General features: G+C 64.1%; 11 protein-coding genes. 1 reads left to right on the top strand and 10 read right to left on the bottom strand.

The genetic code is table 11. The features are described 5' to 3' along the window. Positions 1–81: 81 nt before the first annotated feature. The 10 genes from GEU01_RS26810 to GEU01_RS10865 all read right to left on the bottom strand — a co-directional run bounded on the left by GEU01_RS26810 (position 82) and on the right by GEU01_RS10865 (position 16,680). On the bottom strand, positions 82–234 hold the full coding sequence (locus GEU01_RS26810; RefSeq protein WP_232272502.1) for a hypothetical protein: 153 nt from the start codon (positions 232–234) through the stop codon (positions 82–84). Next, entirely contained in the window at positions 218–2,827 is a 2,610-nt protein-coding gene (gene treY / locus GEU01_RS22630; RefSeq protein WP_232272501.1) for a malto-oligosyltrehalose synthase, read from the bottom strand. The genes GEU01_RS26810 and treY overlap by 17 nt, the downstream gene beginning before the upstream one ends. Beyond that, positions 2,824–4,911 carry a 4-alpha-glucanotransferase gene (gene malQ, locus GEU01_RS10905; protein ID WP_019086111.1) on the bottom strand — a complete coding sequence of 696 codons (2,088 nt, stop codon included), beginning with the start codon at positions 4,909–4,911 and terminating at the stop codon, positions 2,824–2,826. The genes treY and malQ overlap by 4 nt, the downstream gene beginning before the upstream one ends. Beyond that, positions 4,904–6,685, bottom strand: coding sequence for a malto-oligosyltrehalose trehalohydrolase (gene treZ / locus GEU01_RS10900; protein WP_019086110.1), 1,782 nt, complete (start codon positions 6,683–6,685; stop codon positions 4,904–4,906). The genes malQ and treZ overlap by 8 nt, the downstream gene beginning before the upstream one ends. Next, positions 6,682–8,796 (bottom strand): glycogen debranching protein GlgX, encoded by a 2,115-nt coding sequence (glgX, locus tag GEU01_RS10895; protein WP_019086109.1) that lies wholly within the window; start codon positions 8,794–8,796, stop codon positions 6,682–6,684. Before glgX ends, treZ begins: the two co-directional genes overlap by 4 nt. Further along, entirely contained in the window at positions 8,793–11,012 is a 2,220-nt protein-coding gene (gene glgB / locus GEU01_RS10890; RefSeq protein ID WP_019086108.1) for a 1,4-alpha-glucan branching protein GlgB, read from the bottom strand. The genes glgX and glgB overlap by 4 nt, the downstream gene beginning before the upstream one ends. A 65-nt stretch (positions 11,013–11,077) precedes the next feature. Then, positions 11,078–12,700: a glycogen synthase GlgA gene (glgA, locus tag GEU01_RS10885; protein ID WP_019086107.1), complete on the bottom strand. Its 1,623-nt coding sequence runs from the start codon at positions 12,698–12,700 to the stop codon at positions 11,078–11,080. A gap of 226 nt (positions 12,701–12,926) precedes the next feature. After that, positions 12,927–15,434, bottom strand: a complete 2,508-nt coding sequence (glgP, locus tag GEU01_RS10880) for an alpha-glucan family phosphorylase (protein ID WP_019086106.1) — start codon at positions 15,432–15,434, stop codon at positions 12,927–12,929. 407 nt (positions 15,435–15,841) lie between these two features. Continuing rightward, positions 15,842–16,030: a hypothetical protein gene (locus GEU01_RS26265; protein WP_196795931.1), complete on the bottom strand. Its 189-nt coding sequence runs from the start codon at positions 16,028–16,030 to the stop codon at positions 15,842–15,844. 116 nt (positions 16,031–16,146) lie between these two features. Beyond that, positions 16,147–16,680, bottom strand: coding sequence for a DUF4142 domain-containing protein (locus GEU01_RS10865; RefSeq protein ID WP_019086103.1), 534 nt, complete (start codon positions 16,678–16,680; stop codon positions 16,147–16,149). Positions 16,681–16,921: 241 nt separating this feature from the next. On the opposite strand from GEU01_RS10865, the gene GEU01_RS10855 reads away from it, so the two are divergent. Beyond that, entirely contained in the window at positions 16,922–17,287 is a 366-nt protein-coding gene (locus GEU01_RS10855; protein ID WP_152927714.1) for a hypothetical protein, read from the top strand. Positions 17,288–17,392 lie beyond the last annotated feature (105 nt).

The raw sequence follows: 17,392 nt of genomic DNA, 5'->3' as shown, positions 1-17,392 counted from the left end.
CAAGCATCTGAAACATAACAGGATACAAAATTCCCGCCCGGACGCAAGATCCGCCCTCACCGGCATGGCCAAGCTGCCGCGTTATTCCCCCGCCGCGTGGTGAACAAGACAGGCCAGCGGCACCTGCCCGCGCATGAACGGATGCGTCACCTGCCGTGGCACATCCCCCAGCAGGCTGTGCCACGGCCCATGCAGGCGCGGCAGTTCAAGCGCAAGGTCAACATCGCGCCCCACCGACAGGTCCGTGGCCCGCACCCCCAACGCCTGTGGCAGGCGGGATGCAACGACCAGCAGGCTGATCCCCCCCATGCCGCCGCAGGAAGGCAATGGCATGGGCGCGGTCCCGTCCCCTGATCCCTACCGGTTCATAGGTTCCAGATGTGAACAGGTCGGGATAATTCTGGCGGAACGCCAGGATGCGGCGGATCATGTCCTGCTTGACCCGTCCCGTGCGCCAGTCAGCCGCGGCTGCCGCAAAACTGGTGGCGTGTTCCAGCAGTCCGGCACGGTAATCAAAATTGACCGGGGCGCGGTTATCGGGATCGACAAGGCTGAAATCCCACAACTCACACCCCTGATACAGGTCCGGCACCCCCGGTGCGGTCAGGCGCAGAAGCGTCTGCGCAAGGCCGTTTAGCGCACCCGCCGGGGCGATGCGGTCCACAAATCCCGCCATCTGCTGCAGGAAGGATGCACAGACAATGGGATCAAGCAGGCGGTCCACAAAACTGGCGCAGGCGTCCTCATACGCCGTATCGGGACTGATCCAGCCGCTGTGGCGCTTGGCTTCACGCAGGGCCTTGGTCTGCCATTGCCGGATGCGCCTGCGGAAATGCAGCCGTTCGGCCTCATTCGCAAACGGTTCCAGCGGCCACGCCCCCACCAGCGTCTGGTACAGCATCAGTTCATCGATACGGTCGGGGCCGTGCCTGCCCGCCGCCCCGTTATGGGCGAACCAGTCATGTACCTGCCGTTCCCATTCCTCGGGCATGGCGCTCAGTACCGCAAGGCGGGCACGGGCATCCTCCCCGCGCTTGTGGTCGTGGGTCGCACTCGCCAGCATCGCATGGGGAAACCGCGCCTGACGGGACAGGCAACAGGCGTGGAAGGCCGCAACCGTCAGGCCCAGTACTGCAGGGTCCGATCCCACTTCGTTGCGCGACAGCAGGCGGCCGTAACGGTAGAAGGCCGTATCCTCCAGGGATTTGGCGGCCAGTGGCGCGGTCAGGTGTTCAGATGCCAGCTGCATCCGGCGCACGACAGGGGGCGGCGCCTGTTCGGGACGGGCCGACAGCAGGCGCGTGATGTCCGCCGCCACCATGGCCTGCTCCCCGGTCATGGTCTGGCATGCTGCCGTTTCCGCCGCATCCAGCATCAGGCGGTCCGCCGCATGGTCCTGCACCGCCTCATCCCCAAAATAGGTGCGGTAAGGACGAAAATGCAGCAGCAGGCATGCCAGCACGGGCCGGATGTCCTGTCCCGCCCATGACCCGTCCTCATCAGGCAGGCAACGGCGCAGCAGCGTGGCCAGATGGCCGAATTCCGCGCGAAAGACATGCTCCAGCAGATAAGTGCGCGCCGCCCGCACGATCGGGCCAAGGGGGCGGGCATCGGGACCACACCCGGCCCATAGCCGGTCCAGCACTCCGGCCCCGTCGGGGTCATGCAGCACGGCTGATACCTGGTCCATGAAGTCATAGCCGGTAGTGCCGTCAACCGGCCACGCGGCGGGCAGTTCTTCCCCCGCAATCAGGATTTTTTCAACATACACCGCCCCGCCAGGCAGCACGTCCCCGGGCCGGTCGGGTGTCTGGGCATCCAGCCGGGCGCGCAGGCGCTGGCAGTAGATGGCGGGTGCGCCCAGCCCGTCGATATGATCCACCCGCAGGCCATCAACCAGCCCGCGCCGGTACAGGGACAGAACATAATCATGCACTGCGTCGAACACTTCTTCACGTTCGACGCACAGGCTGACAAGGCCGGTAATATCAAAAAACCGCCGCCAGTTCAGGCGGGACGCCCCATCGCGCCACCATGCCAGTTGCCAGGCCTGCCCCGCCAGCACGTCCATCAGGCGTGCGCGGCCCGACAGGCTGGCGCCATCATGAAGCGTGGCGATACGGGCCATGGCCCCCCTTCCCGCGTCGGTCGCCGCCCATTGCCGCAGCCTGTCCAGCGCCGCATCAGCCTCCCGCCCCGGTCCGGCGCGCATGGCCACGGTGGTAAAGGCCGCAAGCAGTTCCCCCGGCGCATCGACCGCCGCCAGAAGGGCAGCATACCCGCAGGGACGGAGCGGAAAGCGATGGTCATGGTGCTGGATGAAAAACAACCCGCTTTCCCCATCATGGCGCAGCGCCAGCATGCCTGCCGCCAGCGCTTCATCAAACGGACGGTCAAGGAAAGGCAGCACGACACGCCCGTGCAGATCGGGGTCCGGCACGTCCCAGTCGATGTCGAACCAGTTGGCGCGCAGCGACGCCTGCCCCCATGTCAGCACATCCATCCACCACGGGTTGCGCGCGTCCGCCGCCATGTGGTTGGGCACGATATCCAGGATCAGTCCCATGCCATGGGCATGCAGCCGCGCGGCCAGCCGAATCAGCGCCGCCTCGTCCCCCAGCGCGGGATCGATCCGGTCATAACTGATCGTGTCATAGCCATGCGTAGAACCGGGCGTGGCGGCAAACAGTGGCGAGGCATAGAGATGGCTTATGCCCAGCCGCGCAAGCTGCGGCACAAGGGCCGTCGCGCCATCCAGCGTCATGCCGCCGCGGAACTGCAGGCGATACGTCGCCCGCACGGATGGCGCGCCGTGGCGGCTGTTCATGACGACCGTCCCGCCCGCAGGCGCCCGAAACGCCGGCGCGCCGCCACGCCGGACAGAAGGGTCGCGGTCATGCCCGGATACCGCCTGCGCCAGTTGGGGTGGCCGGTCGTGGTGCCGGGCAGGTTGGGCTGTTCATTCAGGCCCAGCAGGTCTTCCACCGGAATGACCGCCAGCGGGCATGACGCGCGGGCGACGAAGCCTATGGCTTCATCCACGACCTTTGCGGCGCCATCGGCGGTGGCGGGCGGTTTTGTCGCGGGCGACTTCCTGCGCATGGTCCGGGCAGCGGGCGTTGGCGCGTCACGTTGCGCCATCATCGCCGCCCACAGCGCGGTGCGGTCGTTCTCGCGCTCGTCATTCAGGGTGACACCATCCACGCCCGGCGCCATCTGCCCCAGTTTCACGCGCCAGTCGATATCGGTCCCCTGCCACCAGCCCGCCACGGTGGGCAGGTCATGCGTGGTGGTCATGGCGGTCGCATTGGTTGACCATGCCCCCGGCGGCTTGAACGCACCCTGTGGCGTGCGTTCGAAAAACAGCACGTTCATCCCCATGATCCCGTGTTTCTGCGCCACGGCCCGGAAGGAGGCGGTGACGGTGCCCAGATCCTCGCCAATCACGATGGCATTGGCGCGCGCCGCCTCCAGCGCGACAAGCCGCATGAGGTCACGCACGGGAAAGGACAGGTACGCCCCTTCGGCCGACGTGCCGCCCTGCGGTATGATCCATAGCCGTTCCAGCGCCATGACATGGTCGATGCGCAGCCCGCCCCCATGCGCCAGCCCCGCGCGCACCGTGTCGATAAAGGCGCGGTATCCGCCCACCTGCAGCCCGGCGGGGGAAAAGGTGGTCAGCCCCCAGTCCTGCCCCACCGGGCTCAGCGCATCGGGCGGCGCGCCGATGGACGCCCCCACCAGGAATTCCTGCTGGCGCGCCCAGCATTCGCTGCCGGTGGGGTCAACACCCACCGCCATGTCGGCAACCAGGCCAATGCGCATGCCCGCCGCGCGGGCGGCACCGCATGCCTGTTCCATGCTTCTGGCGGCCAGCCACTGCACGAACACATGAAAGCTGACGTCATGGGCGAATTCGTAGGCAAAACGCGCCACTTCCGGGCTGTCGGGGCGGCGCATCGCCAGTGGCCACTGCCGCCAGTCCCCGCCACGCCCGCCCCGGGTGGTGAAATAGGCATGTAGGGTTTCAAACACGGCGTGCTGTTCCAGTGCCGCGCCATGTATCGTCCGGAACTGCGCAAGCTCCGCAGGGGGATTGGGCACGATCCGTTCATCATATAGCCGCCGCAGCAGTTCGTAACGCCGGGTGGCGGCCTGTGGCCAGTCGATCAGGGGCGCATCTTCCAGCATCCTGACCGTATCGACATAGGCCTTGCCGTTCCGCAGTGCCGCCGCCTGCACCGTCGCGGTATCGAATACCGCCAGCGGGTCCGCCAGCAGCACATTGAGGAACAGGCGCGTGGATGGCGAATACGGGCTGTACTGCCCCACGCGTGCGGCAAACATGGCATGGACCGGACTTATGGCCAGCGCATCCGCCCCCCGCGCCGCCGCAAGGCGCGCAAGCGTCGCCACCGCGCCAAGATGGCCCATGCCCCCATCACCGGGCGTGCGCAGGCTGTAGACCTGCGCGCCCAGCCCCCATGGCCGGCCGGATCCCGCCCCATCCATCCGCGCGCCAACAGTCGGGCAGGCCTGCGGGGCCACCGCGAGGGTCGTGGCATGCGGCCCGATGGACACGCGATGATAACCGCATACCCGCAATGGTGGCAGCGCGGGCCGTCCCCGTATGCGGCGCAGCGGTCCCTCCATCACTTCCCCGGTTTCCATCTCGATGCGGAAATCGGCGGCCTGTGTATTTTCAGGCAGGACCAGCGGGGTGACCTGCCCCACCATCGTCACCACCATGGGCGGCAGTCCGGCGGCGGCGGGACCGCCATGCCCCTCCAGCACCGCCAGCAGGCGGCGCACGCTTTCGTTGGAGACGCGGTGGATCTGCCCCGCCGCGTCACGCCAGCGCATGCTCAGCCCGGCATGGCGGGCGCGATCGACAAGGTCGCGGTTATTCATCGGACACCTCGGCAAGGCAGGCCATGACGGAACAGGCAGGCAGAACGCCTGAAATCCCGTCGGTTTCCGACATGGGCAGGATATACACCCGCTGTCCCCGTGGCGCATCGGGCATGGCAACGGGGACATCTCCCAGATTGAGCGCGATGCCCAGCACCGTGCCATCGCCCATGCGCCACCGTGCCACCACTGCCCTTGGCCCGATCACCTGCGCCCCGATGGCGTGCGCGCCGGTCAGGCGGGGCATGATCCAGCGACGGCGCAGCGTCAGCAGGTGATGGATGAAGGCGGTCCACGCCACATGGTCCGGCGCGTCGCGTTCCGCATCGTTCAGACAGGAGGCGGCGAAGGTCTCCGGCGCGTTGGGGTCGGGAATGGTGTCACGCATCTTCTCTGACGCAAAATGTGAAAATGCCGCGAATTCCCTGCGCCGCCCGTCGCGCACGATCCGGCCCAGGCCGGGCGTATGGCTGGTGAAGAACAGGAAGGGCTGGCGTGATCCCCATTCCTCCCCCATGAACAGCATTGGGATCTGCGGACACAGCAGTACAAGCCCGTAGGCCGCGCGCAATGCCGGTTCCGGGGCCAGGACGCCCAGCCGTTCACCCAGCGCCCGATTGCCGATCTGGTCATGGTTCTGCAGGAAGATGATGAACCGGTCGGACGGCAGGTCGCCACTCGGGCTGCCACGCGGCCTGTGGGTGACGGGCGAGATTTCGCCCTGAAAGGCGAAGCCTTCCGCCAGCACGCGCGCCAGGGCGGCTGCGGGATCGGGGGTAAAGTTGGCGTAATACCCCTCATCCTCCCCCGTCAGCATCACATGCAGGGCGTTATGGGCATCGTCATTCCACTGGGCGCGATAGCCCGCGCGCAGCAGGCCCGCGTCGTTATTTTCGTTTTCCACGATCAGATGCACATGCCGCCCCGGTTCGGTGCGGGTACGGATACGCGCGGGCAGTTCACGCAGCCAGTCACGTTCGGCAATGGCCTGCACCGCATCCAGCCGCAATCCGTCAAAACGGAATTCCATCAGCCAGTACAGCGCGTTATCTTCAAAAAATGTCCGCACGGCGGCCTGCCGGAAATCAATGGCCGCCCCCCATGGCGTGGGCAGGTCGGCACGAAAAAAGGGGGCGGCATAGCCCGCCAGGTAATTCCCGTCCGGCCCGAAATGGTTGTAGACCACGTCAAGAAACACCATAAGCCCAAGCCCGTGCGCCGCGTCGATCAGCGCCTTGAGGTCATCGGGATGGCCATAGGCGGATTCCGGGGCATAGGGGAACACACCGTCATATCCCCAGTTGCGTCCGCCCGGTATTTCCGACAGGGGCATGAGTTCGATGGCGGTGACCCCAAGGGCCGCAATGCGGGGCAGTTCGCGCGCCACGCCTTCGTACCCGCCCATCAGCCCCACATGCAGTTCATATATCACCACATCATGCCAAGGCCGCCCGGACCAGCGTGGATATTGCCAGTCATAGGCGCCGGGATCGACCACCATGCTCGGCCCATGCACATCGTCGGGCTGGTAGCACGACGCGGGATCAGGCACCGCAAGGTCCGGGGCGACACGGTAGCGGTAGCGCGCGCCGGGACCGCAGGGAAAAACGCATTCGTACCATCCCCCCTTGCGCCGTGACATCGGCATCGGGGCATGGCCTTCCACCTCCAGCGCCACCGTATCGCATGACGGCGCCCACAGGCGGAAACGCGTATGCCCACCGTCCACCACCGTGGCCCCGGCGTGGCGGGGGTGCTGGAAATACCGGTTCATGACGCGTCCCCCGCATCGGGCGTAACCGACAGCAGCACCAGGCCATGCGCGGGCACGACGACATCATGCGCCGCCTCATCCAGCGCCGTTTCCGCCTGTTCGGGCCGGGTGGTGTCCAGCAGCAGCGTCCACCGTCCCGCCGGTCCCGGCAGGGTGGCGTGAATGTCATTCCCGCCGGGATTGAGCAGCATGTAGGTAATGTCCACGATGTCCGCCTCCATGCTGGCGCGCCGCACGCCCAGCAGGTGGAAGGCTTCCTCACCCCACTGTTCCTGTCCCATGGGGGAACCGTCGCGGCGGAACCAGCCGATATCGGGCAGGTCGGGCAGTGGATGATGCCGCCCATGCATGTAACGCGTCGCCCGCAGCGAGGGATGCGCCCGGCGCAGCGCCACAAGCCGGGCCACGAACTCGGTCATGACCTGCCCCGCAGGTGTGTCCGCACGGCTCCAGTCCAGCCAGCTTATGTCGTTGTCCTGACAGTAGGCATTGTTGTTGCCGTTCTGCGTCTGGTTGAATTCGTCACCCGCCAGCAGCATGGGCGTGCCATGGGACAGCATGAGGGTCGCCATCATGGCGCGCTGCACGCGGCCACGCAGGTCCAGTATGGCGGGATCGTCGCTTGGTCCCTCCACGCCCCAGTTGGCGCTGTAGTTTTCGGCGTGGCCGTCCTGCCCGTTTTCCTTGTTGGCCTCGTTATGCCGTCCGGCGTAGATGACCACGTCTTCCAGCGTGAACCCGTCATGGGTGGTCAGGATGTTGATCGAACTCCATGGCCTGCGCCCCCGCTTGTCCAGCAGGTCGCCCGACCCGGCGATCCGGGCCGCCATTTCGCCCTGCTGCATCGCGTCCCCCCGCCAGAAGCGGCGCGTGGTGTCGCGGAACCGGTCATTCCATTCGGCAAAGCCGGGGGGGAAATTGCCAAACTGGTACCCACCCGGACCCGGATCCCACGGTTCGGCAATCAGCTTGCGTTCAGACAGGACGGGATCCTGTATGATCGCATCGAAAAAACCCGATCCGGGGTCAAAGCCGTACGGTTCGCGCCCCAGCACCGGCGCAAGATCGAAGCGGAAGCCGTCGATATGGAATTCGTTCGCCCAGTAGCGCAGGGAATCCAGCACCATCTGCAACACACGCGGATGCGACAGGTTAAGCGTATTGCCGCACCCGGTATCGTTTATCAGGTGCCGTTCATTCCCCGGCACAAGGCGGTAATAGGTGGCGTTGTCCAGCCCCCGGTAACACAGGGTTGGCCCCAGTTCACTGCCTTCGCAGGTGTGGTTGTAGACCACGTCCATCACCACCTCGATCCCCGCCTTGTGCAGCCTGCGGACCGCGGCACGCAGTTCATGCGGCGAACCGTTGGCGAGGTAGCCCGCATGCGGCACGAAAAACGCCAGCGTGTTGTAGCCCCAGTAATTGGTCAGCCCCCGTTCCAGCAGGTAGCGTTCGGGCGCGAAGCACTGGATGGGCAGCAGTTCGATGGTGGTGACGCCCAGCCTGTGCAGGTGCGCGATCATTTCCGCCGCGCCAAGCGCCTGGAACGTGCCGGGCTGCGGGTTTCGTTCCATTTCCCGGCGCATGGTCAACCCCTTTACGTGGGCTTCCATGATGACGGTGCGGTCCCATGGCACGCGGGGCAGGACATCGTCTTCCCATTCATAGGCATCGTTTTCCACCACGCAGCGCGGCATGTAGGGCGCGCTGTCGCGCCGGTCGAACGACAGGTCGGCGCGCGGTGAATGCAGCCGGTAGCCAAACTGCATGTCCGACCATGAAATCTGGCCGGTCAGGCGACGGGCATACGGGTCGATCAGCAGCTTGTGGGGATTGAACCTGTGCCCGTTGACCGGGTCATACGGCCCGAAGGCGCGAAAGCCGTACAGCAGCCCCGGCTCCGCATCCGGCAGGTAGCCGTGCCAGACTTCATCGGTGTATTCAGGCAGGTGGAAACGTGCGATCTCGCGCCGGTCGCGCGGATCGAACAGGCACAGGTCAACCTGCTGCGCATTGGCGGAAAACACCGCGAAATTGATCCCCATGCCATCCCAGTGCGCGCCAAGGCGCGCGGGCGTTCCGGGCAGGAGCGTGGACGGAAAACGCATCATGACCCGTCTCCCGCCGGATGAAGGTAAAGGGCCGCCAGCGGCGGCAGCGTCAGGACGCACGAACACGGATGCCCATGGGCCGCCTGATCCGTCGCCATGGCGTAACCCCCGTTGCCCACCCCGCTGCCGCCATATGCGGTGGCGTCGGAATTGAGGCATTCGCGCCACGATCCACCCACCGGCACGCCCACGCGGTAGTCATGGCGCACCACCGGCGTCATGTTGAGCACGACAAGAACCGGCACATGGCCGGGGGCGAAGCGCAGCCATGCAAGGACCGTATTGGCCGTGTCATCGCCAATGACCCACGCAAAGCCCGCGGGGTCGCAGTCCCGCGCATGCAGGGCGGGCAACGTGCGGTACATGTGGTTGAGATCGGTCACAAGCCGCAGCATGCCGGACTTGAACGGATCGGGCAGGATATGCCATTCGGGCTGGCCATCATGCGACCACTCGCCTTCCTGCGCGAATTCCATGCCCATGAAAACCAGCTTCTTGCCCGGATGCGCCCACATGAAGGCCAGGAACAGCCGCATGTTGGCGTGGCGTTGCCAGTTGTCGCCGGGCATGCGCGACAGCAGCGATCCCTTGCCGTGCGTGACCTCGTCATGCGACAGGCACAGGATGAACCGCTCGCTGAAGGCATAATGCAGCCCGAACAGGATTTCTGGCAGGTGATAGCCCCGCCATAACGGGTCGCGGCCAAAGAACCGCAGGCTGTCATGCATCCAGCCCATGTTCCATTTGTATGAAAATCCCAGCCCGCCCTGTTCCACCGGTCGGGTGACGCCGGGCCACGCGGTTGATTCCTCCGCCACCGTAATGGCGTCGGGAATAGTGTCATGCACGGCCTGATTCAGTTGCCGCAGGAAGGCCACGGCCTCCAGGTTTTCGCGTCCGCCATGTATGTTGGGTATCCACTCCCCGTCCCGGCGGCTGTAGTCACGGTACAGCATGGACGCCACCGCATCGACCCGCAGGCCGTCGATATGGAAGCGTTCCAGCCACATCAGCGCGCTGGCGATCAGGAAGCCGCGCACTTCATGCCGGCCAAGGTTGTAGATATGGGTGTTCCAGTCACGGTGCACCCCTTCGCGCGGGTCCTGGTGTTCATACAGCGCGCAGCCGTCGAAATTGACCAGGCCATGGACATCATTGGGAAAATGGGCGGGCACCCAGTCCAGTATCACGCCAAGGCCCGCACGGTGGCAGGCATCGACAAAGGCCGCGAAATCCGCTGGCGTCCCGTGCCGCGCGGACGGGGCGAACAGGCCCAGCGGCTGGTATCCCCATGACCCGCCAAACGGGTATTCCATCACGGGCATGAGTTCGACGTGGGTAAAGCCCGCCTCCACTACATACGGGATCAGTTCCGCCGCCAGTTCACGCCATGTCATGATGCGGTCGGGATCGCCCTGCGGCCTGCGCCAGGAGGGAACATGCAGTTCGTATATGGTAACGGGCGCATCCTCGCGCTGCCTGCCCGCGCGCTGTTCCATCCATTCATGGTCCTGCCACGCAAAGGGCGCGGGGGAGGCAATGACGGACGCGGTGGCGGGGGGACGTTCGGCAAAACGGGCGAAGGGGTCGGCCTTCTGCGGCAGGATATGGCCCTCGCGCGTCATGATCTCGAATTTGTACCGCTCACCGGGACCAAGACCGGGAATGAACAGTTCCCACACCCCCGCGCCATGGCGCAGGCGCATGGGGTGACGCCTGCCATCCCAGAAATTGAAATCCCCGATAACCGAAACCCGCCGCGCATTGGGGGCCCACACGGCAAAGCGCACGCCCGCCGTCCCGTCCACCACCATGGGCTGCGCGCCCATGACGCGGTCGAGGTGCGGATGCCGCCCTTCGGAAAACAGGCGCAGGTCCGCGTCCGTCACCAGCAGGCCGAAGGCGTAGGGATCGTCCGTTTCCTCCACCGCGTCGGCCCACTGGATTTTCAGGTGATAGCGTGCGCCCGCCGGAATCGTGCCAACATGCAGCCCGGAATCCCCCATGCGTCGCATGGGTCGTTCCATCATCCCCGCGCGGGGACGTTCGACCACCAGCCGCACGCGGGCCGCGTCGTGGTACAGAACACGGATGACATCGACCTTGCCCATGTTATGGCGGCCAAGGATGGAAAACGGGTCGGGGCTGCGTCCATGCACCAGGTCATCAACGCCTTCGGGAAGGGAATAGTGGGCTGCATCATGCCTGATCCTCATGCCGTGGCCTTTATTATTGTCTTTAAATGTAATGACGCCGTCGAACAGGTATGGCCGCGCGCCAGCTACGGCGCGGCAAGCGGGCGGGACAGGCGCGGGGGCCGCCGGGCAATGGTCCGCCTGCGCCCTTCACGCAGGCGCATGCCCATATCCGCCCCACCGGACAGGCTGATCACGTTGGACACCGCGGGCGCCGACAGGTCCACGCCCAGCACCTCGGCAAACAGCGTGACGTAATGTCCGGCCTTGTCATTCCATGACACGTCATACGCCGCACCATTGTACTGAAGCTGGCGCCAGGCCTGCCGGTTGCGGCGATACAGCGTGCGCGCGCGGTTGACGCCCGCGACAAGCGTTTCCCCATCCACGGGCGCGAACAGGAACCCCGTTGCGCCGCCACGCGCCAGTGCGGCGGGGTTGGCATCCACAATGGTGTCCGCAAGGCCCCCCACGCGCGATGCGATCGGTATGGCCCCGTAACGCAGCGCACCAAGCTGGGTCAGCCCGCAGGGTTCGAAGCGCGAGGGAATAAGCAGCGCGTCCACGGCCGCCGGCACGCGGTGGCCCAGGACTTCGCTATATCCGATACGGCACGCGAACCGTCCGGGGAACTGCCGTTGCAGGGCGACAAGGCTGCGTTCAATATCCCGGTCCCCTTCCCCCACCACGATGATCTGGGTATTGCCCACCAGCAGCCGGGCCATCACATCGGCCAGCAGGTCGATGCCCTTCTGCGCGGTCAGGCGGCTGACAATACCGATCACGAAGGCATTGGGGTCCGCCCACAGGCCGAATTCCGATTGCAGGTCGCGCTTGTTGAACGCACGCCCGGTCATGTCCCCCACCCCGTAGGGAAAGTGTACTGCCGGATCACTGGCGTGGTTCCATATGTCGGTGTTGATCCCGTTCAGGATCCCTTCCAGCCTGTCGCTGCGATGGCGCAGCAGGCCATCCAGCCCCATGCCGCCTTCGGGCGTCTGGATTTCCTGCGCATAGCTGGGGGAAACGGTGGTGATGCGGTCGGCATGATACAGCCCGGCCTTGAGGAAGCTGATCGCGCCATAGCATTCGCACCCTTCGATCGAGAACGCTTCGGGCGGCAGGCCGAACTGCGCCAGGCAGGTGGCGGGAAAACGTCCCTGGAATGCAAGGTTATGGATGGTCTGGACCACCGGCGTGCGGGGCGTTCCCAATGCAATGCTGTCATGGTGCAGATAGGCAGCCGTCAGCCCCGCCTGCCAGTCATGCGCCTGCACGATATCGGGGCGGTACCGGTCGATGCGGCCCTGCGCGATATCGGCGGCCATGCGCGACAGGACCGCGAAACGGATACCGTTATCAGGCCAGTCCTGCCCATCAGGGCACATATAGGGGTTGCCCGGACGGTCAAACAGTTCAGGTGCGTCAACGATCAGCAGGTCCAGCCCCGCGACAGTTGCGGACCATAACGTAACCGCGTGTCCCAGCAGGCTGTCCACATGGGCGACCAGCCGCCGTTCACGCGCCGCCGCCATGACGGCGGGGTATCCCGGCAACAGCGTCGTGACCATGACACCATACGGGGCCAGGGCGACAGGCAGCGAACCCGCCACGTCACCCAGGCCCCCGGTCTTGACGAAGGGAAACATCTCCGCCGTGACAGACAGCAGCCGGATCGGGGAAAAGAAGGTGGTAACCGCACGGACCATCGGCCTGTTTCCTTGCAGGGGGAAAAACCGGTCATATTTTCTGGTTCTAGGCAGTTAACGGGCCATGGACTGCATGGTCTCACCAACACGGTTATGTGATCGCGGGGGGCAGGCCATTACTTCCGAATATTGTTCAGAGGTCCGGAATATAATGAAAATGGCAATTATGTGACGGCACCACTGAATATAGTCCTGCCGTTATTATTTCTCCGCGCGGGGGCCGCGCCTATTTCTGCCAGGTAATGAACGCTGCTTCCAGCGGAATGGCGGCATCGGGATGAAAGCCCACGACCCGTGGCGTATAATCCGCGGCACGACGCGCTGCATCCACTTCCGCGCTGTAGGTCAGTTGCCCATCCGCCCCGCCCGCCGCCGGTGTCATCAGCACGATGACCGGGGGCCCGGCCGTCACATCGGCATAAAGCTGCACCTGCACCATGTCCGGCGCAATCGCCCCCAGATACACATCAACACTGATGCGCCAGCGGTCCGCCACGCGCGTGGCCAGTAGCGCGCCAAAGCGTATTTCATGCCACCCCGCCGCCAGCGCCTGCCGCCAGCGCCCAAGTTCGGCCGCCTTCACCCCACCGTCAGCCAGACGCGCGCGGCAGGCGGCGGCAGCGGGCAGGTAGAACCGCCGCGTGTAATCACGGACCGCCCGATTGGCCGAAAAACGCGTGGTCAGCCGGGCCATGCTTTCACGCATCATCGCAACCCATCCCTGCGGAATGCCCGCCCCGTCACGCTGATGGAACAGGGGGACGATTTCGTTTTCCAGCAGGGTGTACAGGCAATCCGCATCATAAGCGTCACGCGCGGGGCCTTCGCCATGATCCGCGCCATCCCCAATGACCCAGCCAACATCCGGTGCCCCTGCTTCGGCCCACCACCCGTCGGGTTCCGACACGTTCAGGCCACCATTGACAAGCACCTTCATACCGCTGGTGCCGCACGCTTCCCACGGGCGCAGGGGTGTATTGACCCACAGGTCCACCCCCTCCACCAGCCGTCGGGCGATGGACATGTCATAATCCACCAGAAAGGTTGCCCGCCCGTGCAGGTCAGGCCGCCGGATGAAATCCATCCACCGTGCAATCAGGGCCTGACCCGCCATGTCGCGTGGATGCGCCTTGCCCGCGATCACCAGTTGCACCGGGCGGTCCGTACTGGTCAGGATACGGGCCAGCCTGCCGGGATCATGCAAAAGCAGGTCGGGGCGTTTGTAGGCGGCAAAGCGGCGGGCGAAACCGATGGTCAGGGCAGCGGGATCAAATTGTGGCGGCGGCATGCCGCAATCATGCTGTCCGCCCGCGAAACATGAACGCGCGCCGTGCTGGTTCGCAATGAACCCGACCAGCGCCGCACGGGCCTGCATGCGGCTGTGCCACAGGTCATGGGCGGGCATGGCACGGATGCCATGTTCCACGTCCTCCAGCGTGCCAAGCCAGCGGTCCTTGCCTGCGGCACTGGTCCACAACGCGTCGGCGGCGGCACTGTCCCATGTCGGCACATGCACGCCATTGGTGACATGGGATACCGGCACCTGGACCTGTGGCCAGCGGGGGAACAGCGGGTTGAACAGGCTGCGGCTGACCTGTTCATGCAGGCGGCTGACGGCATTGACCGCGCCACTGACACGCAGCGCCAGCCAGGCCATGTTGAAGGGGGTATCGGGGGATGCGCCCTCATCATGTCCCAGCGCAAGGATCTCGGCAATATCGGTGCGGAGGTCATGGCGGGCATAAAAATCCAGGTGCCGCCGCACCAGTTCGGGGGCAAAGCGGTCAAATCCTGCGGGGACTGCAGTATGGGTGGTAAAGATCGTACCCGCGCGGGCGATGGTCAGGGCATGGGCGAAGGAAATGCCCAGATCCTCCATCAGGCCGCATGCGCGTTCAAGCGCGGCAAAAGCGGCATGGCCTTCATTCAGGTGGCAGACATCGGGCCGCAGCCCCATCACACGCAGCAACCGCCATCCCCCTATGCCCAGCACCAGTTCCTGACGCAGGCGCAGGGTATCATCCCCACCATAAAGCTGTGTTGTGATACAGCGGATGTCCGGGGGATTGTCGGGATCATTGGTGTCCAGCAGGTAAAGCGCCGTACGCCCCACCCGCGCCCGCCACGCCCGCAGCCAGACCTGGCCCGTGGCAATGCGGAAGGGTACGCGCAACCGGTCACCATTGCCATCGCATACCGGTGTCAGCGGCAGCTGGGCGGGATCGTTAATGGGATACAGGGCTTCCTGCTGCCCGGTCGGGGAAAAACCCTGCCGGAAATACCCCTGCGCATACAGCAGCCCCACCGCCACCACCGGCACGCCAAGATCGCTGGCGGCCTTCAGCTGGTCCCCCGCCACATTGCCCAATCCCCCGGAATAGATGGGCAGGGCCTCATCAAGCATGTATTCCATGCTGAAATAGGCAATGGTCGGTGACGGGGTCATGGTGCTGGCCTGCGTGAACCATGACGGTTTTTTCTGGCTGTCGGCATGGGCCTGCACCAGTTGCGCCAGCATGTCACGAAAATCCGGTGTCGCCAGCAGGCTGCGCAGGTGACTGCGCGGCGTGTTGAGCAACACGGTCCACGCATTATGCGTGTGGTCCCATATATCAGGCGCAAGCTGGCGCCACAGCCGGTCGGTGGCGTGATTCCATGTCCAGTGCAGGTCAAGCGCCAGATCGGTCACTGCCTGCTCATCATCGGTATTGCATGATGGCGTCATATCGCCCATGGCGCTACATTCCTGCTGGGACCAGTGCGCTGGCGGCAGGCACCCGTCATGACGTGGCCTGCCGCCAACGCCCCCTGAACGGGGCAGTTGCATGAAGCAGCGCCACGGGACCGGCCGGCACACTCACGTTCCCGCCCGTGGCGGTGGATGGCGCGGCGTCCCGCCCATAGTCGCGCATGCGCAAGACCGCAATGGCAGGACACATTCCCTGCCCCCATATCGCCGGGGCTGTGGCATAATCCTGGCGGGATGGATGTGTTCGAGACCGGGCGTGCGGTCAGCACGCTGCAGGGCAGACCTGTTGAAAATCTGGATGCTGCCTTTTTTCAAACAGCCCCCGAAACGAATACCGGCCCATATCGGACCGGCATTCAGGGCATGCGTGTTTTCGTATTCATGGTGGCATGTCAGAATCTGGGAAGCGGGATCTGCGGGAAGAACCAGCAGACCATCGCGATCAGCGTAACGAAGAATACGACCATGCAGCCGACAATAAAACCATGCCGTTTCTGCTCGGGCGTCGTGAATGGCGGCGCATGAGTGGGATCGACAGGGGCACGTCCGTCCCGCGGATTTCCATTTGATGAATACTTCATTGGAACCATCCTTTACCGGATATCCGGCTTCAACAGCATGCATTGTGGAAAGTTGCACCCGGCAGGGTAGATCATTTCGAAAAAAACAGCAGGACGGAACCACGGCGTCCCGTCGCCTATTGCGGCAGCGACCTTGCCGCCTGCAGGTGGTTTTCAAGTGTTGGCAGGGTATTGGCCGCCCATGTCTTCAGGCTGGCATTTTCACCATTTTCAGAATAACGCCGGAACAGGGACACGGCATCTTCATGCGCTGATACCTGGTCACTTCTGTACTGCAGGGCGAAATCACGTCCATGCAGGGTCTTGAGCTTGTCCAGTTCGTCCTGATGGGTTTCATCCAGTGCGGTAGGCTGCTGTATCTGCACGCTGCCACTATGAAGCAGATCCTGCAGGGCGGCGGATGTCTTCTTGTGGTCCGCGATCATTCGTGTCGCGAATTCCGTCAGGGCGGTATCCTTGCTGTGCAACGCCAGTTCACTGGACTGGATTTCAAACATGTCACTGATCGTCGCGATCTTGACAAAATCTTCCGTGTGCGGTGCGACACCCATCAGGGAATTGATCCCTGTCTTTTCCGGTATGGACTGCGCCATGGCGGGCGTGGACAGGCATACAGCCACCCCCAGCATCAGTATTGTGCTTTTTTTCATTTGGCTTACTCCAGATATTTCGGAACGGGCATGTTCCATGCGGGCAGGCCATCATCGCGGCGGACGGAAAATGGCCCCTGCCCCGTTTTTCCACGGACCAAGCGTTCATGGCGGACACACAAGATGGCTGCCAACCGCATCAGCAGGTCGGGCCAGCCTGACTGTCCGCATGCGGGAAAGCGGAACCCGTGGAGGCTGTACCTGTCATGTTCAGGGTTTTTTCATACCACCGGGCATGGCCATGCCGGCCACCTTCATGCCCGGCAGCTACAGCCTTTTCGGGATTATTGATGAAATGGCCGGGATTGTGCGCGGATCACCCGTCACCACGGACGTTGGCATGGGTTATTGTGATGATACTGGTGTGTTCGTGCGGATCGATGCGATAAACCATGATCGTTCACCTTTCCCGGCTTTCCAGATTACAGCGGCACATGGGGATCCTTGTTTTTCCCCTGGCCCGTTGGGCCAGTCGTGGGAAGCAATCCTGAAACTGCACGCTGTGAACAGATCAACGGGGCAGGATGCAGGCGGTTCCGGCCGCGCCATGCAAAATAAAAAAATAATATTCCGTTCTGAATTCATGAATTATATATCGAATTCATAATATAAAATTACAGGCGACGACCTGCCCATGCCTTGAAACCATTACATGCCCGCAGCATGTGAGAGCCTGAATCAGAAAGCGGTTTGATTGATTTTTCGCAGAACT

This window comes from Komagataeibacter europaeus LMG 18890 (genome assembly GCF_000285295.1).
Classification (GTDB): domain Bacteria; phylum Pseudomonadota; class Alphaproteobacteria; order Acetobacterales; family Acetobacteraceae; genus Komagataeibacter; species Komagataeibacter europaeus.
The sequence above is the reverse complement of the archived record's forward strand: the minus strand, read 5'-3'. Positions and strand labels throughout refer to the sequence as shown.

Bases quoted from the DNA above. Each gene is read 5' to 3' on its own strand.
- treY (WP_232272501.1), bottom strand. From the start codon at position 2,827: ATGAACAGCCGCCACGGCGCGCCATCCGTGCGGGCGACGTATCGCCTG.
- malQ (WP_019086111.1), bottom strand. From the start codon at position 4,911: ATGAATAACCGCGACCTTGTCGATCGCGCCCGCCATGCCGGGCTGAGC.
- treZ (WP_019086110.1), bottom strand. From the start codon at position 6,685: ATGAACCGGTATTTCCAGCACCCCCGCCACGCCGGGGCCACGGTGGTG.
- glgX (WP_019086109.1), bottom strand. From the start codon at position 8,796: ATGATGCGTTTTCCGTCCACGCTCCTGCCCGGAACGCCCGCGCGCCTT.
- glgB (WP_019086108.1), bottom strand. From the start codon at position 11,012: ATGAGGATCAGGCATGATGCAGCCCACTATTCCCTTCCCGAAGGCGTT.
- glgA (WP_019086107.1), bottom strand. From the start codon at position 12,700: ATGGTCCGTGCGGTTACCACCTTCTTTTCCCCGATCCGGCTGCTGTCT.
- glgP (WP_019086106.1), bottom strand. From the start codon at position 15,434: ATGGGCGATATGACGCCATCATGCAATACCGATGATGAGCAGGCAGTG.
- GEU01_RS26265 (WP_196795931.1), bottom strand. From the start codon at position 16,030: ATGAAGTATTCATCAAATGGAAATCCGCGGGACGGACGTGCCCCTGTC.
- GEU01_RS10865 (WP_019086103.1), bottom strand. From the start codon at position 16,680: ATGAAAAAAAGCACAATACTGATGCTGGGGGTGGCTGTATGCCTGTCC.
- GEU01_RS10855 (WP_152927714.1), top strand. From the start codon at position 16,922: ATGCCGGCCACCTTCATGCCCGGCAGCTACAGCCTTTTCGGGATTATT.